This window comes from Methyloversatilis discipulorum, from assembly GCF_018780585.1.
GTDB classification, from domain to species: domain Bacteria; phylum Pseudomonadota; class Gammaproteobacteria; order Burkholderiales; family Rhodocyclaceae; genus Methyloversatilis; species Methyloversatilis discipulorum_B.
Genome location: NZ_JADMJL010000009.1, coordinates 63508 through 78410 on the forward strand (window position 1 = coordinate 63508; position 14903 = coordinate 78410).

Consider the following 14903-nt stretch of genomic DNA (forward strand, 5'->3'; position numbering starts at 1 on the left):
GGGGATGCCCGGGTGCGTCGGCATCGACAGTATGTCCGGAAACCTGCGCGGCGCAGCGGGCACTGCGTCGCGCCCGTCATACCGTGCTCAGGAAACGGCCAGTTCTCCCAGCAGTTCCTGCTCCAGCCGGATCAGGGTCGTACTGTTGTCCAGTTCCTCGCCCGAGATCAGGAACACGTCCTCGGCGCGCTCACCGAGCGTCGTGATCTTGGCGGTGTGCAGGCGGATCGCGTGTGCCGCCAGCACGCGCGCCACCGAGTAGAGCAGGCCGGGTCGGTCGGCCGCAGTGACGTGCATGATGTGGTGCTGCTTGCGCTCGTCCGGCTTGATGACGATTTCCGGCGTGATCGGGAAATGCTTCACCTCGCGCGACAGCCGTCCGGCGATCGGCTGTTCCGCCGGAAGCTGCGCCTGCAGCCGCTCGACCAGGCCGGTTTCGATCAGCGCGATCATGTCGCGCGAATTGAGGTGGCCGTTCGGGTCGAGCAGCACGAAGCTGTCGAGCGCGTGGCCGTCTGTCGTGGTGTGGATCTTGGCGTCGGCGATGCTGTAGCCCAGCCGGCCGAAAAAGCCGCACAGACGCACGAACAGGTCGAGCTGGTCCGGCGCATACACCATCACCTGCAGGCCGTCGCCGACCTGATTCGGCCGCGCCTTGACGACCGGCACCGTCGCATCGACCTGGAAATACAGCATGCGCGTGTGCCAGGCGATTTCGTCCGGGTCGTGGCGCATGAAATACACGGTGTCCAGGCGTGACCAGAAAGCCTGCTCCACGCCTTCGCGCAGTCCGAAGTAGCGCAGCAGACTGCGCGCTTCCTCCTGCCGGTCACCGCTGCCGGGTGCGTGGGCGCCGTCCCCCTGCAGCACGCGCAGGGTCGAGAAGTAGAGGTCTTCCAGCAGCTTGCCGCGCCAGGCATTCCACACCTTGGGACTGGTGCCGCGGATGTCGGCGTGGGTCAGGATGTAGAGCGCGGTCAGGCGACGTTCGCTCTTCACCACGCGCGCGAAGTCGCGGATCACGTCCGGATCTGACAGGTCCTGCTTCTGCGCCACCGAGGACATCGACAGGTGGTGCTCGACCAGGAACACGACCAGATCGGTGTCGGCGGTGCTCAGGCCGTGCTGGCGGCAGAACAGGCGTGCATCGCGCATGCCGAGCTGCGAATGATCGCCGCCGCGGCCCTTGGCGATGTCGTGGAACAGCGCCGACAGGTAGAGCAGCCAGCGCCGCTCGAAGCCGGTGATCAGGCGCGACAGCAGCGGATACTCGTGCGCATGCTCCGACATGGTGAAGCGGCGCACGTTGCGCATCACCTGCAGGATGTGCTGATCGACCGTATAGACGTGAAACAGGTCGTGCTGCATCTGGCCGACGATGCGGCCGAAGGCGGGCAGGTAGCGGCCGAGGATGCCGTACTGGTTCATCCGGCGGATTTCATGCACCAGCCCGCGCGTCTGCTGGAACAGGGACAGGAAGAGGGCGCGGTTCTTCGGGTCGCGGCGGAATTTTGCGTCGATCAGCCGGCGCGCACGCCACAGGCCGCGCAGCGTACGCGCGGTCATGCCCTTCAGTTCGCTGTGCCGCTGCAGCAGCGTGAAGCACTCAAGCAGTGCACTCGGCTCGCGCTCGAACACCTGTTCATCGACCACGTCCAGCAGTTCGCGGCTGGACTGGAAGCGTTCGTTGATCGGCAGCACTGCCGCCTCGTCGGCCGGGAACAGCGCAGCCGAAATGTTCTGCAGCAGGATGGTGTTCAGCTGGGTGATGGTCTTCGCGCTTCGGTAATAGCGCTGCATGAACACTTCGGAGGCGCGCCGCGTCGGTGTGGCAGCAAGGCCGAAGGCGGCGGCCATTGCCTCCTGGTGATCGAAGATCAGACGATCTTCGCGCCGGCGCGCGATCAGGTGCAGCCGTACCCGGGTGTCACGCATGAAGCGCTCGACGCGTGCGAGCTGACGTGCTTCCTCGGCAGTGATCAGGCCGCGCGCGGCCAGTTCGGCCCAGCTGCCGCCCAGCTTGCTGGCGCGCGCGATCCACTGGATCACCTGCAGGTCGCGCAGGCCGCCGGGGCTTTCCTTGCAGTTGGGTTCCAGACTGTAGGGCGTTTCCTGGTAGCGCTGGTGGCGTTCGTCCTGCTCCAGTCGCTTGGCCTTGAAGAAGGCGCCGGGGTCGCGCTGCGCCTCCAGCGTGCTGCTCAGTTCGCGGAACAGCCTGCGCGAACCGGCGAGCAGGCGTGCTTCGAGCAGCGTGGTTTCGACCGTGATATCGCGCGCCGCTTCATCGACGCACTGTCCGACCGAGCGCACGCTGTGACCGATGTCCAGACCGATGTCCCACAGCAGTCCGACCAGATGTTCGAGCTTGGCCTCGATGTCAGCCGACACCTCGCTTGGCGTCAGGAAGAGCACATCGACGTCGGACGCCGGATACAGCTCGCCGCGCCCGTAACCGCCGACGGCGATCAGCGCCGCGGTGCGCGGCAGTCCGACCGCTGCCCACAGCCGCCGCAGCGCGTTGTCGACGGCGCGGGCGCGCGCCGCGAGCATGCGGCTGCTGTTGCCGTCCTGTTCGAAACGCGTGCGGAATTCGAGCTGGCTGGCCGCCAGTTCGCTGCGCAGTGCGCCGGCGAGCTGGCGCAGCGCGTCGGAATCGGCCGGACCGTTCACCGCTCAGGCGGCCCGGGCAGTGTCGCCGCTCAGCGCCGGCGGCGGGCTGCCGGCCGACACGGTCAGCACCTCGTAACCGTCGGCGGTGACCAGCACCGTGTGCTCCCATTGCGCGGACAGGCTGCGGTCGCGGGTGACGATGGTCCAGCCGTCCGGCAGTTCCGACACGGCGGCGCGGCCGGCGTTGATCATCGGCTCGATGGTGAAGATCATGCCTTCCTTCAGCTCCATGCCGGTGCCCGGCTTGCCGTAGTGCAGCACCTGCGGCTCTTCGTGGAATTTCCGGCCGATGCCGTGACCGCAGAATTCGCGCACGACGGAGAAGCCGTTGTTCTCGGCGTGGCGCTGGATGGCGTGGCCGATGTCGCCCAGTCGGGCGCCCGGCTTCACCTTGGAAATGCCCAGCCACAGGCATTCGTAGGTGATCAGGCACAGACGTGCCGCCTGCTTGGTCGTCTCGCCGCCGACGATGAACATGCGGCTGGTGTCGCCGTGGAAGCCGTCCTTGATGACGGTGATGTCCAGATTGACGATGTCGCCCTTCTTCAGGGCACGGTCGGCCGGTACGCCGTGGCACACGACGTGGTTGACCGAGGTGCAGATCGACTTCGGATAGGGGCTGTAGCCGGGCGGCGCGTAATTGAGCGGCGCCGGGATGGTCTGCTGCACGTTCACCATGTATTCATGGCACAGGCGGTCGAGCTCGGCCGTCGTGACGCCCGGCTGCACGTGGGGCTCGATGTAGTCGAGCACTTCCGACGCCAGTCTGCACGCGACGCGCATGCTCTCGATTTCTTCCGCTGTCTTGATGGTGACGCTCATGAAAAGGCTCTGTAAGGGTGTTCCGAGGGACAGCAGGTTAGCGGAAGCGGTTCCGGGCGGCAAACTGCTGTCATCCGGCCGACTTGAGTTTGTTGCATTGCGGCTGCTAGAATCGCAGGCTGTCTGATTTCAGTACCCGATGGCGGGTGCGTCAGACAAATCCACACGCCCGGTGTCGCCGCATATGTATACGGTGACTGAACCGATAGGGTGCGCAGCCGGAACACTGGCTGTGAACACGGCCGGGCGGAGGTCAAACCCTGTTCGGAGTAATCTCGAATGTCCGTATCCATGCGCGAAATGCTGGAGGCGGGTGTCCATTTCGGACACCAGACCCGCTTCTGGAACCCCAAGATGGCCCCCTTCATTTTCGGCCATCGCAATAAGATTCACATCATCAACCTGGAAAAGACCGTCGCCAAGTACAACGACGCGATGGCCTTCATCCGCCGCATGTCCGCCAACAAGGGCACCATCCTGATGGTTGGCACCAAGCGCCAGGCCCGCGAAATCGTGGCCGAAGAGGCGCAACGCGCCGGCGTGCCCTATGTCGATGAGCGCTGGCTCGGTGGCATGCTGACCAACTTCAAGACGCTGAAGCTGTCGGTCAAGCGCCTGAAGGACCTGGAAGCCATGGTCGAAGACGGTTCGATGGAACGCATGCCGAAGAAGGAAGCCCTGGTGCTGCAGCGCGAGCTGGTCAAGCTGCAGAAGAGCATCGGCGGCATCAAGGACATGGGCGGTCTGCCGGACGCGCTGTTCGTGATCGACGTCGGCTATCACAAGATCGCCATCACCGAAGCCAACAAGCTGGGCATCCCGGTCGTGGCCGTGGTCGATACCAACCACTCGCCGCTGGGCGTCGATTACGTCATTCCGGGCAATGACGATTCGAGCCGCGCGATCCGCCTGTACGCGTCCGGCGTCGCCGACGCGATCCTGGAAGGCCGCAACAGCGCCGCCCAGGACCTGGTGGCGCAGCTGAAGTCCGACGACGAGTTCGTCGAGGTCGAAGGCGAAGGCGAAGCCCAGGCCTGATCGATTGCCGCGGGCGCCCAGGCGCCCGCGATTGTTTTACCGATTCGAACTTATAGGCAGGAATGAGCATGGCGGAAATCACCGCAGGTATGGTCAAGGAGCTGCGCGAAAAGACCGACGCTCCGATGATGGAATGCAAGAAGGCGCTGACCGAAGCGGGCGGCGACCTGGCGAAGGCCGAAGAAATCCTCCGCGTGAAGCTGGGCAACAAGGCGAGCAAGGCCGCCGCCCGCGTGACCGCCGAGGGTGTGGTGGGTCTGTTCCTGTCGGCCGACGGCAAGACTGCCGCGATGGTCGAAGTGAACTGCGAAACCGACTTCGTGGCCAAGAACGACGACTTCCTGGCGCTGGTCAATGGCGCCGCCAAGCTGGTCGCCGACAACAACCCGGCCGACGTGGCCGCGCTGTCGGCGCTGCCGTTCGGCGAAGGCACGATCGAATCGACCCGCGCCGCACTGGTTGGCAAGATCGGCGAGAACATGTCGATCCGCCGCTTCGTGCGCGTGCAGGCTGAAGGCAAGGTCGCCAGCTACGTGCATGGCGGCTCGAAGATCGGCGTGCTGGTCGATGTCGTCGGCGGTGACGACGCGATGGCCAAGGACCTGGCGATGCACATCGCCGCGTCGAAGCCGAAGTCGCTGGATTCGACCGGCGTGTCGGCCGACCTGATCGAAGCCGAACGTCGCGTTGCGATCGAGAAGGCGCGCGAAGCCGGCAAGCCGGAAGAGATGATCGCCAAGATCGCCGAAGGCTCGGTGCAGAAGTACCTGAAGGAAGTCACCCTGCTGGGTCAGGTCTTCGTCAAGGCCGAAGACGGCAAGCAGACCATCGAACAGCTGCTGAAGGCGAAGTCGGCGAAGATCGCCTCCTTCACGCTTTACGTGGTCGGCGAAGGCATCGAGAAGAAGACCACCGACTTCGCAGCCGAAGTCGCCGCCCAGGCTGCCGCAGCAGCGGCCGCCAAGGCCTGAGCCCGGGAGCCTGCATGACTGTTGCCTATCGCCGCATCCTTCTGAAGCTGTCGGGCGAAGCCCTCATGGGCGACGACGACTACGGCATCAGCCGCGACATGCTTGCACGCATCGTCGCTGAAGTTGCCGAGATCCGCGCCTTGGGCGTGGAAGTGGGCGTCGTGATCGGCGGAGGCAACATCTTCCGCGGCGTGGCGGGCGGCGCGGCCGGTATGGACCGCGCCACCGCCGACTACATGGGCATGCTGGCCACCGTGATGAACGCGCTGGCGTTGGGCGACGCGATGCGTCAGGCCGGCGTCGCCGCGCGCGTGCAGTCCGCGCTCAGCATCGAGCCCGTGGTCGAGTTCTATATCCGCGGCAAGGCGATCCGCTACCTCGAAGAGGGCAAGGTCGTCATCTTTGCCGCCGGCACCGGCAACCCCTTCTTCACCACCGACACCGCAGCTGCGCTGCGCGGTCGCGAGATCGAAGCCGAAATCGTGCTGAAGGCGACCAAGGTCGATGGCGTCTACAGCGCCGATCCGATGAAGGACAAGAGCGCCACGCGCTACGACCGCATCAGCTTCGACGAGGCCATCAGCCGCGATCTGAAGGTGATGGACGCCACCGCGCTGGCGCTGTGCCGCGACCAGCAACTGCCGATCAAGGTGTTCAGCATCTTCAAGGCGGGCGCGCTCAAGCGTGTCGTGATGGGCGAAGACGAAGGCACGCTGGTCCATATATAGTGGTGCAGGGGCCGTTGGCCCCTTTGCTCTAGCGGCCGCGCCCTCGCGGCCGTCCCTTCCAACAAGAGGCGACGTCATGATCCCCGAGTTGAAGAAAACCACCGAACAGAAGATGCAGAAAACGCTGGAGTCGCTCAAGGCCGACTTCGGCAAGGTGCGTACCGGTCGTGCGCACACCGGCATCCTCGACCACATCCAGGTCGATTACTACGGCTCCATGGTGCCGCTGTCGCAGGTCGCCAACGTGACGCTGATCGACGCGCGCGCCATCGGCGTGCAGCCGTGGGAAAAGAAGATGCTGTCGGTCGTCGAGAAGGCGATCCGCGATTCCGACCTCGGCCTGAACCCGTCGGCCATGGGCGATATCGTGCGCGTGCCGATGCCGCCGCTGACCGAAGAGCGCCGCAAGGAGCTGATCAAGGTCGTCCGTGGCGAAGCCGAGAATGCGCGCGTGGCCGTGCGCAATCTGCGTCGTGACGCCAACAACGCGCTGAAGGAAGCCGTCAAGGAAAAGGAAATTTCCGAGGACGACGAGCGCCGCGCGCAGGACGACGTACAGAAGCTGACCGACCGCTACATCGCCGAGGTCGACAAGCAACTGGCGCAAAAAGAGCAAGACCTGATGGCCGTCTGAAGCCAGGCACCGGATCTTGTCTTCCAGCACCGGCTCGTCCGCAGTCCCGCGACACATCGCCATCATCATGGATGGCAATGGCCGCTGGGCGCGCCGCCGTTTCATGCCGCGCGTCGCCGGCCACCGCAAGGGTGTCGAGGCGGTGCGCGCGGTGGTCAAGCGCTGCGCCGAGCGCGGCGTCGGCTATCTGACGCTGTTCGCCTTCAGTTCCGAGAACTGGCGGCGGCCGGCCGAGGAAGTCAATTTCCTGATGCAGCTGTTCGTGCGGGCGCTGGAGGACGAAGTCGTCCGCCTGCACGAGAACGGCATCCGTTTGCGCGTGGTCGGCGACCTGGGCCGTTTCGAACCGCGTCTGGTCGAATTGATACGCAATGCCGAGGCGCTGACCGAAGGCAATACCGGCCTCAATCTGACCATCGCCGCCAACTACGGCGGCCGCTGGGACATCCTGCAGGCGGTCGAGCGCATGCTGAAGGCGCACCCCGAGCGGCGCGACGGCTTCACCGAACAGGAACTGGCGCCGCATCTGTCGATGGCTTACGCGCCCGAGCCCGATCTGTTCATCCGCACCGGTGGCGAACAGCGCATCAGCAATTTCCTGCTCTGGCAACTGGCCTACACCGAACTCTATTTCACCGACAGCCTGTGGCCCGAATTCAATGGTGCGGCCATAGACGAGGCCATCACGTCCTACCAGCAGCGGGAACGTCGCTTCGGCCGAACCAGCGAACAGGTCCAGTCAGCGGCCGCAGCCGGCCAGCATGCTTAAGCAGCGCGTACTGACGGCCATCGTCCTGCTGGCCGGACTGTCGGCTGCACTGTGGGGCATGGATCTGGCCGCATGGGGCTGGCTGGTCGCCGCGATACTGGGTTTCGCCGGCTGGGAGTGGGCGCGCCTGATCGGTTTCGCGCCGCTCGGCGCGCGCGTCGCGGGCGTGCTCACCTTCGCCGTGGTCGGTTTCTGCGCACAACGCGCCTTCGACGCGCAGGGCGTCGTCGCCGACGCGGCGCCCGCGCTGTCCGCGCTGCATGCACTGGCCATCCTGTTCTGGCTGCTGGTCGTACCGTTCTGGATGTCGCGTGGCGCGCGCCCGGCGCAGCCCTGGCTTGTTCTGACCGGCGTTCTCGTGCTGCTGCCGCCGGCGCTGGCGCTGATACAGCTGCGCGCCATCGGCGTGCTGCCGCTGCTGTTGCTGATGGCCGTAGTCTGGATCGCCGACATCGCCGCCTATTTCACCGGCAAGGCCTTCGGTCGACACAAGCTGGCGCCGTCGATCAGCCCTGGCAAGACCTGGGAGGGCGCAGCCGGTGCCGTCGTCGCCGTTCAGCTGTACGGCCTCGCCATCAAGCCGGCGCTGTTCGACGCGGCGCAGATGCCCTCTGCACCGTTCTGGGCAGCGATGCTGTTGTTGCTGACCGCGGTGAGCATCGTCGGCGACCTGTTCGAATCGATGATGAAGCGTCAGGCTGGCATGAAGGACAGCAGCCAGCTGCTGCCCGGCCATGGTGGCGTGCTCGACCGCGTCGACAGCCTGACGGCTACCTTGCCGCTGATAGGCTTCTATCTGCTCAACCTGCTACCCGGAGCGTCGAACTGATGCGCAGACTGACCGTACTGGGCGCGACCGGCTCGATCGGCGTCAGCACGCTGGACGTCGTCGCGCGCCATCCGGACCGTTTCGAGATCGTTGCGCTGTCCGGTCATCGCCAGATCGACCGCCTGGCCGAACAGTGCATCGCCTTCGCGCCGCGCATCGCCGTGGTGGCCGACGCGGACGCTGCCGTCGTGTTGCGCGAGCGTCTGGCCGGTCGGGTGCCGACCGAGGTCATGTACGGCGTCGAGGCGCTGGAAATGGTCGCTGCACTGCCCGAGGTGGATACCGTGATGGCGGCCATCGTCGGCGCCGCCGGCCTGCGCCCGGCTTTGGCGGCAGCGCGCGCCGGCAAGCGCATCCTGCTGGCGAACAAGGAAAGCCTGGTGATGAGCGGCGACCTGTTCATGCGCGAGGTGTCGGCCCACGGCGCGACGCTGCTGCCCATAGACAGCGAACACAACGCCGTCTTCCAGTGCATGCCGGCCAAGGGGCGCGAGGGCGTGCGCCGCATCCTGCTGACCGCGTCGGGTGGTCCGTTCCGCCGCACGCCGATCGCCGATCTGGCGAACGTGACGCCGGAACAGGCCTGCGCCCACCCGAACTGGGACATGGGCCGCAAGATTTCGGTCGATTCGGCCACCATGATGAACAAGGGCCTCGAAGTGATCGAGGCGCGCTGGCTGTTCGATACGCCGGCCGAGCGCATCGACGTGGTGATTCACCCGCAGAGCATCGTGCATTCGATGGTCGAGTACGTCGACGGCTCGGTGCTGGCGCAGATGGGCAATCCGGACATGCGCACACCGATCGCGCACGCGCTGGCCTGGCCGGAGCGGATCGAGTCCGGCGTCGGCGTGCTTGATCTGGCGGCGGCGGCCGATCTGGTGTTCGAGCGCCCGGATCTCGACCGTTTTCCCTGCCTCAAGCTGGCTTTCGACGCACTGCGCGCTGGCGCGGGCACGCCGGCCGTGCTCAATGCGGCGAACGAAGTCGCGGTTGCCGCCTTCCTGGAACATCGGCTCGGTTTCCGTGCCATAGCCGATGTGATTGCCGCCACCCTCGACACCCTTCCCGATCAGCCGTCGAGCACGCTCGACGAAGTGTTCGCCGCCGATGCTGCGGCGCGTGAGGTCGCACGGCGCCAGATCGGGGCGCGCGCTTGAATCCGCTGTTCTACCTGGCGGCCTTCGCGCTGGCGCTGGGCATCCTGATTACCGTGCACGAACTGGGTCACTACAGCGTGGCGCGGCTGTGTGGCGTCAAGGTGCTGCGTTTCTCCGTCGGCTTCGGCCGCCCGCTGTGGATGCGCCGCTTCGGCCCGGACAACACCGAGTGGGCGTTGTCGGTGTTTCCGCTCGGCGGCTACGTCAAGATGCTCGACGAGCGCGAAGGCGAAGTGGCCGAGCACGAACGCCACCGCGCCTTCAACCGGCAGACCGTCGGGCGCCGCTTCGCCATCGTGTCGGCCGGGCCGATCGCCAATTTCCTGCTCGCCATCGTCGTCTATTGGGGCCTGTTCATCTACGGCATGGAAGAGCCGCGTGCGCTGCTGGCGGCGCCCGCAACGGGCACCCCGGCGGCGGTGGCCGGCGTCACGGACGGCGAGCAGGTGCGTGCCGTCGATGGCAAACCGATCGCGTCGGCGCAGGACCTGCGCTGGCACGTCGCGCGCGCAGCGGTCGAGGGCCGTTCGCTGGTGCTGGAAACGGTCAACGACCGCGCGGAAATCAACACCCGGCGTATCGACCTGTCGGGCATCGGCAGCGATGTCGACGCGACGCTCATGGAGCGGGTGGGCCTGCTGCCGTTCCGGCCGCGTGTCGCGACGGTGGTCGGCAGCGTGGGCGAGGGCAGCGCGGCGGACAAGGCGGGCATGCGCGAAGGCGACCGCGTGCTGTCCATCAACGGACAGGCGGTCGACGACTGGGCGGCCATGGTGCAGCAGGTGCGCGAACTGGGCGGTCGGACCGTCGACGTGGTGGTGCTGCGCGACGGCGCCGAGGCTGTGCTGCGCGCCGAAGTCGCCACGGTCGAGGAGGGCGGACAGCGTTTCGGCCGCCTGGGCATCGGCCCCGAACCCGATCCGACCCTGCGCGAGCGGCTGTTCGTCGAGGTGAAGCATGGCGTCGGCGAATCGCTGCTGCTGGCGGTCGGCCAGACCTGGGACACCGCGCTGTTCAGCCTCAAGGCCTTCGGCCGCATGATTACCGGCGAACTGTCGTGGAAGAACCTGAGCGGGCCGGTCACCATCGCCGACTACGCGGGTCAGTCGGCGGCCATGGGGCTGACCCACTACATCAAGTTCATCGCGCTGATCAGCATCAGTCTGGGCGTGCTCAACCTGCTGCCCATCCCGCTGCTGGACGGTGGGCACTTGATGTACTATACGATCGAATTTTTCAAGGGCGGTCCGGTTCCGGAGCGGGTCATGGAAATCGGGCAACAGGTCGGCCTCGCCATCCTGCTGATGCTCATGGCGTTCGCCTTCTACAACGATATCAATCGCCTTTTCGGTTGACTACCGACTGAATTCCCCACTTCCCCCAATGCGCAAGTTTCTCCTGCCCGCCCTGATCGCGGGACTGCTGTCGGCTCATGCCCACGCCTTCGAGCCTTTCGTCGTCCGCGACATTCGCGTCGAGGGAATTCAGCGGACCGAAGCCGGCACGGTGTTCAACTATCTGCCAGTGCGCGTCGGCGAGAGCTTCACCGAGGACAAGGCGGCCGAGGCCATCAAGGCGCTGTTCGCGACCGGCTTCTTCAAGGACGTGCGCATCGAGGTCGAGGGCGACGTGCTGGTGGTGGTGATCGAGGAGCGTCCGGCCATCGCCTCGCTCGACTTCACCGGCATGAAGGAATTCGACAAGGAAGCGATCAAGAAGGGTCTGCGTGACGTGGGCCTGGCCGAGTCGCGCATCTTCGACCGCGCCGTGCTGGAGCGCGCCGAGCAGGAACTGAAGCGACAGTACCTGTCGCGCGGCCGTTATTCGGTCGAGGTCAAGACCACCGTGACGCCGCTTGAGCGCAACCGCGTGGCGATCAACTTCCAGGTCGATGAAGGCGAGGTCGCCAAGATCCGTCAGATCAACATCGTCGGTGCCAGTGCCTTCAAGGAGAAGGACCTGCTGAAGATGATCACGCTGACCACGCCGAACTGGCTCACCTGGTACACGAAGAACGACCAGTATTCGCGCCAGAAGCTCAGCGCCGACGTGGAAACGCTGCGCAGCTGGTACCTCGATCGCGGCTACCTCGAATTCAACGTCGATTCGACCCAGGTGTCGATCACGCCGGACAAGCAGGACATCTACATCACCATTTCGATCACCGAGGGCAAGAAATACACGGTGTCCGGTGTGAAGCTGTCGGGCGATCTGCTGCTGCCGGAAGAGGAACTGCGCAAGCTGGTGAAGCTGAAGCCGGGCGACGAGTTCTCGCGTAAGAACCTGACCGACACCACCAAGGCGATCAATGACCGCCTCGGCAACGAAGGCTATGCCTTCGCCAACGTCAATGCGGTGCCGGAACCGGACAAGGACAAGCAGACTGTCTCGTTCACCGTGTTCGTTGATCCGGGCCGCCGCGTCTATGTGCGCCGGGTGAACGTGCTGGGCAACAGCAAGACGGCCGACCAGGTCATCCGCCGCGAATTCCGCCAGATGGAAGGCGCCTGGTACGACGGCGAGAAGATCAACCGTTCGCGTACCCGCGTCGACCGCCTCGGCTACTTCGATGCGGCCACGGTGGAGACGCCTGCCGTGCCCGGCACCACCGACCAGGTCGACGTGAACCTGACGGTGAAGGAAAAGCCGACCGGCAACCTGATGTTCGGTGCCGGCTTCTCCAGCTCGGAAAGCCTGATCCTGTCGACCTCAATTTCGCAGCAGAACCTGTTCGGCAGCGGCAAGTCGATGTCGCTGAGCCTGAACAGCGGCAGCATCAACAAGACCTACGCGCTGTCCTTCACCGATCCGTACTACACGCCGGACGGCATTTCGCGCGGTTTCGACGTTTATCTGCGCAACGTCGACCCGACCCGTCTGCGCATCGGCAACTACCGTACGTCGTCGGTCGGCGCCGGCCTGCGCTGGGGTTTCCCGATCCGCGAGGACGACCGCATCAACTTCGGTCTGGCGGTCGATCAGACCTCGATCGACACCTTCTCTGACAGCCCGCAGCGCTACAAGAACTTCGTCAATGAATTCGGCGACACCAACAACTCGCTGGTGAGCACGATAGGCTGGGCACGCGACACACGCGACAGCTTCATCTACCCGACGAAGGGCTCGATCCAGCGCGTGAACGGCGAAATCGCGATTCCGCCCGGCGGCCTGCGCTACATGAAGGCCTCCTACCAGCACCAGACCTATTTCCCGCTGTGGGGCAACTTCGTGCTGATGCTCAATGGCGAACTGGGTTATGGTCGCGGTTACGGCGACAAGCCGCTGCCGTTCTACAAGAACTTCTACGTCGGCGGCATCGGTTCCGTGCGTGGCTTCGAAACCGCGTCGATCGGCCAGCGTGACCGTGATGGCAACGGCAACCTGCTGCGTACCACCATCGGCGGCGACCGCCGGCTGGTGATGAACGCCGAGGTGCTGTTCCCCTTCCCCGGCATGGGGCAGGACAAGTCGCTGCGGCTGGGCACCTTCGTCGATGCCGGTAACGTCTGGGCCGACGGCCAGAGCCTGAGCATCGGCGATATGCGTTATAGTGCCGGCCTTTCCGTGGCGTGGAGTTCGCCCATGGGACCGCTGAAGTTCAGCATTGCACAGCCCCTGAACAAGGATCCGCTCGATCGTCTGCAGCGCTTCCAGTTCCAGATGGGCAATGTGTTCTGATTAAGAAGAGCTCCGTATGAACAGGTCGAGTATGTCCGCACGCTCCATATTCATTGCATTGCTGTCTTCGCTCGCCTTGCTGACGGCCGCACCGGTGCGCGCAGAAAGCGACGTCAAGATCGGCTTCGTCGACACCGAACGCATCCTGCGCGAGGCAGCACCGGCGGTGCGCGCGCAGAAGAAGCTCGAAAAGGAATTCGAGAAGCGCAGCCAGGAGCTGGAAAAGCTGGCCAAGCAGCTGCAGGGCATGCAGCAGAACATGGAAAAGAATGCGGTCACGCTGTCCGAGAGCGACCGCCGCGCCAAGGAGCGCGAATTCAGCGAACTCACCCGCGACATGCAACGTCGCGAGCGCGAGTACCGCGAAGACCTGAACCAGCGCCGCAACGAGGAACTGGCTGGCGTGCTCGACAAGGCCAACAAGGCGATCAAGGTGATCGCCGAGGCCGAGAAGTACGACATCATCTTCCAGGAAGTGGTGTATCGCAGCCAGCGCATCGACATCACCGAGAAGGTGCTGAAGGCGCTGGCCGACCCGCCGGCAAGCAAGTAAGAACATGGCAGCCCGTCTTGGCGACATCGTCGCCCGGTTGGGCGGCGAACTGCATGGCGACGCCGACCTGCTGGTCGAGCAGGTGGCGCCGCTCGACAGCGCCGGCCCGGCTCACATCTCCTTTCTGTCCAACCCGAAGTACCGCAGCGTTCTCGCCAGCAGCGGTGCGGGTGTGGTCATCGTGCCACCGGCCGACGGCGAGAATCTCGCCCGCACGCACATCCGCGTGCGCAATCCCTATCTCTATTTCGCCCGCGTCGCCCAGCTGCTGAATCCCGATCTGCTGCCGGCCGCCGGCATCGACCCGGCCGCCAGCGTGCATCCGGGCGCCCGGGTCGATGCGTCCGCCCATGTCGCCGCCGGTGCGGTGGTGGGCGAGGGTGCGGACATCGGCGCAAACGTGCTGATCGGCGCCGGCTGCGTGGTGGGCGAGGGTGTACGCGTCGGCGCTGGCTCGCGACTGCATCCGCGCGTCGTCGTGTACGCGCACTGCGTGATCGGCGAGCGCTGCATCCTGCATTCGGGCGCCGTGATCGGCGCCGACGGCTTCGGCTTCGCCCGCGAGGCGGACGGCAGCTGGGTCAAGATTCCGCAGATCGGTCGCGTCCTGATCGGCAACGACGTCGAAATCGGTGCCAACACGACGGTGGACCGCGGCGCGCTCGAAGACACCGTGATCGGCGACGGCGTAAAGCTCGACAACCTGATCCAGATCGCCCACAACGTGCGTATCGGCGACCATACTGCGATGGCGGCGTGTTCCGGCGTGGCCGGCAGCACGACGATAGGCAAGCGCTGCATGATCGGCGGTTCGGCCAACATCATGGGCCACATCGACATCGTCGATGACGTGGTGGTGTCGGCGGTGTCGTTCGCGACCAAGTCGATTCCGGAGAAGGGCGTCTATACCGGTTCGGTGCCGTCGATGGAGCACAAGGAATGGACGCGCAACTACTCGCGCCTGCGCCACCTCGAGTCGATGGCCGATCGCATCAAGGCGCTCGAGCAACAACTTGCAACGCTGCAAGGCAACAAGGAAGACTGAATTGAA

The 14903-nt window shown here is 65.2% G+C and carries 13 protein-coding genes; 11 read left to right on the forward strand and 2 right to left on the reverse strand.

Annotation, left to right across the window (positions count from 1 at the left end):
• Nucleotides 1-87 precede the first annotated feature (87 nt).
• Both IV112_RS03335 and map read right to left on the reverse strand, forming a co-directional pair.
• The gene (locus IV112_RS03335; protein WP_304001034.1) at nucleotides 88-2670 is read right to left on the reverse strand and encodes a [protein-PII] uridylyltransferase; all 2583 of its coding nucleotides are present in this window, start codon (nucleotides 2668-2670) and stop codon (nucleotides 88-90) included.
• Nucleotides 2671-2673: 3 nt separating this feature from the next.
• On the reverse strand, nucleotides 2674-3492 hold the full coding sequence (map, locus tag IV112_RS03340; protein WP_019918202.1) for a type I methionyl aminopeptidase: 819 nt from the start codon (nucleotides 3490-3492) through the stop codon (nucleotides 2674-2676).
• 279 nt (nucleotides 3493-3771) lie between these two features.
• Here map and rpsB point away from each other — a divergent pair, with 279 nt between their 5' ends.
• The 11 genes from rpsB (at nucleotide 3772) to lpxD (ending at nucleotide 14897) form a co-directional block, all read left to right on the forward strand.
• The gene (gene rpsB, locus IV112_RS03345) at nucleotides 3772-4530 is read left to right on the forward strand and encodes a 30S ribosomal protein S2 (protein ID WP_020164763.1); all 759 of its coding nucleotides are present in this window, start codon (nucleotides 3772-3774) and stop codon (nucleotides 4528-4530) included.
• A 68-nt stretch (nucleotides 4531-4598) separates the two neighbouring features.
• A complete protein-coding gene (tsf, locus tag IV112_RS03350) occupies nucleotides 4599-5501 on the forward strand; it encodes a translation elongation factor Ts (RefSeq protein ID WP_304001035.1) in 903 nt (300 codons plus the stop codon).
• Between the two features lie 14 nt (nucleotides 5502-5515).
• Nucleotides 5516-6229 (forward strand): UMP kinase, encoded by a 714-nt coding sequence (gene pyrH / locus IV112_RS03355; RefSeq protein WP_020164761.1) that lies wholly within the window; start codon nucleotides 5516-5518, stop codon nucleotides 6227-6229.
• A gap of 76 nt (nucleotides 6230-6305) precedes the next feature.
• A complete protein-coding gene (gene frr, locus IV112_RS03360; RefSeq protein WP_304001036.1) occupies nucleotides 6306-6863 on the forward strand; it encodes a ribosome recycling factor in 558 nt (185 codons plus the stop codon).
• Between the two features lie 67 nt (nucleotides 6864-6930).
• The gene (gene uppS / locus IV112_RS03365) at nucleotides 6931-7632 is read left to right on the forward strand and encodes a polyprenyl diphosphate synthase (protein ID WP_425762252.1); all 702 of its coding nucleotides are present in this window, start codon (nucleotides 6931-6933) and stop codon (nucleotides 7630-7632) included.
• Nucleotides 7625-8461 (forward strand): phosphatidate cytidylyltransferase, encoded by an 837-nt coding sequence (locus IV112_RS03370; RefSeq protein ID WP_304001038.1) that lies wholly within the window; start codon nucleotides 7625-7627, stop codon nucleotides 8459-8461. The genes uppS and IV112_RS03370 overlap by 8 nt, the downstream gene beginning before the upstream one ends.
• Nucleotides 8461-9621, forward strand: a complete 1161-nt coding sequence (ispC, locus tag IV112_RS03375; RefSeq protein WP_304001039.1) for a 1-deoxy-D-xylulose-5-phosphate reductoisomerase — start codon at nucleotides 8461-8463, stop codon at nucleotides 9619-9621. Before IV112_RS03370 ends, ispC begins: the two co-directional genes overlap by 1 nt.
• Nucleotides 9618-10976: an RIP metalloprotease RseP gene (gene rseP, locus IV112_RS03380; RefSeq protein WP_304001040.1), complete on the forward strand. Its 1359-nt coding sequence runs from the start codon at nucleotides 9618-9620 to the stop codon at nucleotides 10974-10976. The genes ispC and rseP overlap by 4 nt, the downstream gene beginning before the upstream one ends.
• Nucleotides 10977-11004: 28 nt before the next feature.
• On the forward strand, nucleotides 11005-13299 hold the full coding sequence (bamA, locus tag IV112_RS03385) for an outer membrane protein assembly factor BamA (protein ID WP_304001041.1): 2295 nt from the start codon (nucleotides 11005-11007) through the stop codon (nucleotides 13297-13299).
• Nucleotides 13300-13330: 31 nt separating this feature from the next.
• Nucleotides 13331-13852: an OmpH family outer membrane protein gene (locus tag IV112_RS03390; protein ID WP_304001042.1), complete on the forward strand. Its 522-nt coding sequence runs from the start codon at nucleotides 13331-13333 to the stop codon at nucleotides 13850-13852.
• Nucleotides 13853-13856: 4 nt separating this feature from the next.
• Complete coding sequence (gene lpxD / locus IV112_RS03395) at nucleotides 13857-14897, forward strand: UDP-3-O-(3-hydroxymyristoyl)glucosamine N-acyltransferase (protein WP_304001043.1); 1041 nt, start codon at nucleotides 13857-13859, stop codon at nucleotides 14895-14897.
• Nucleotides 14898-14903: the final 6 nt, after the last annotated feature.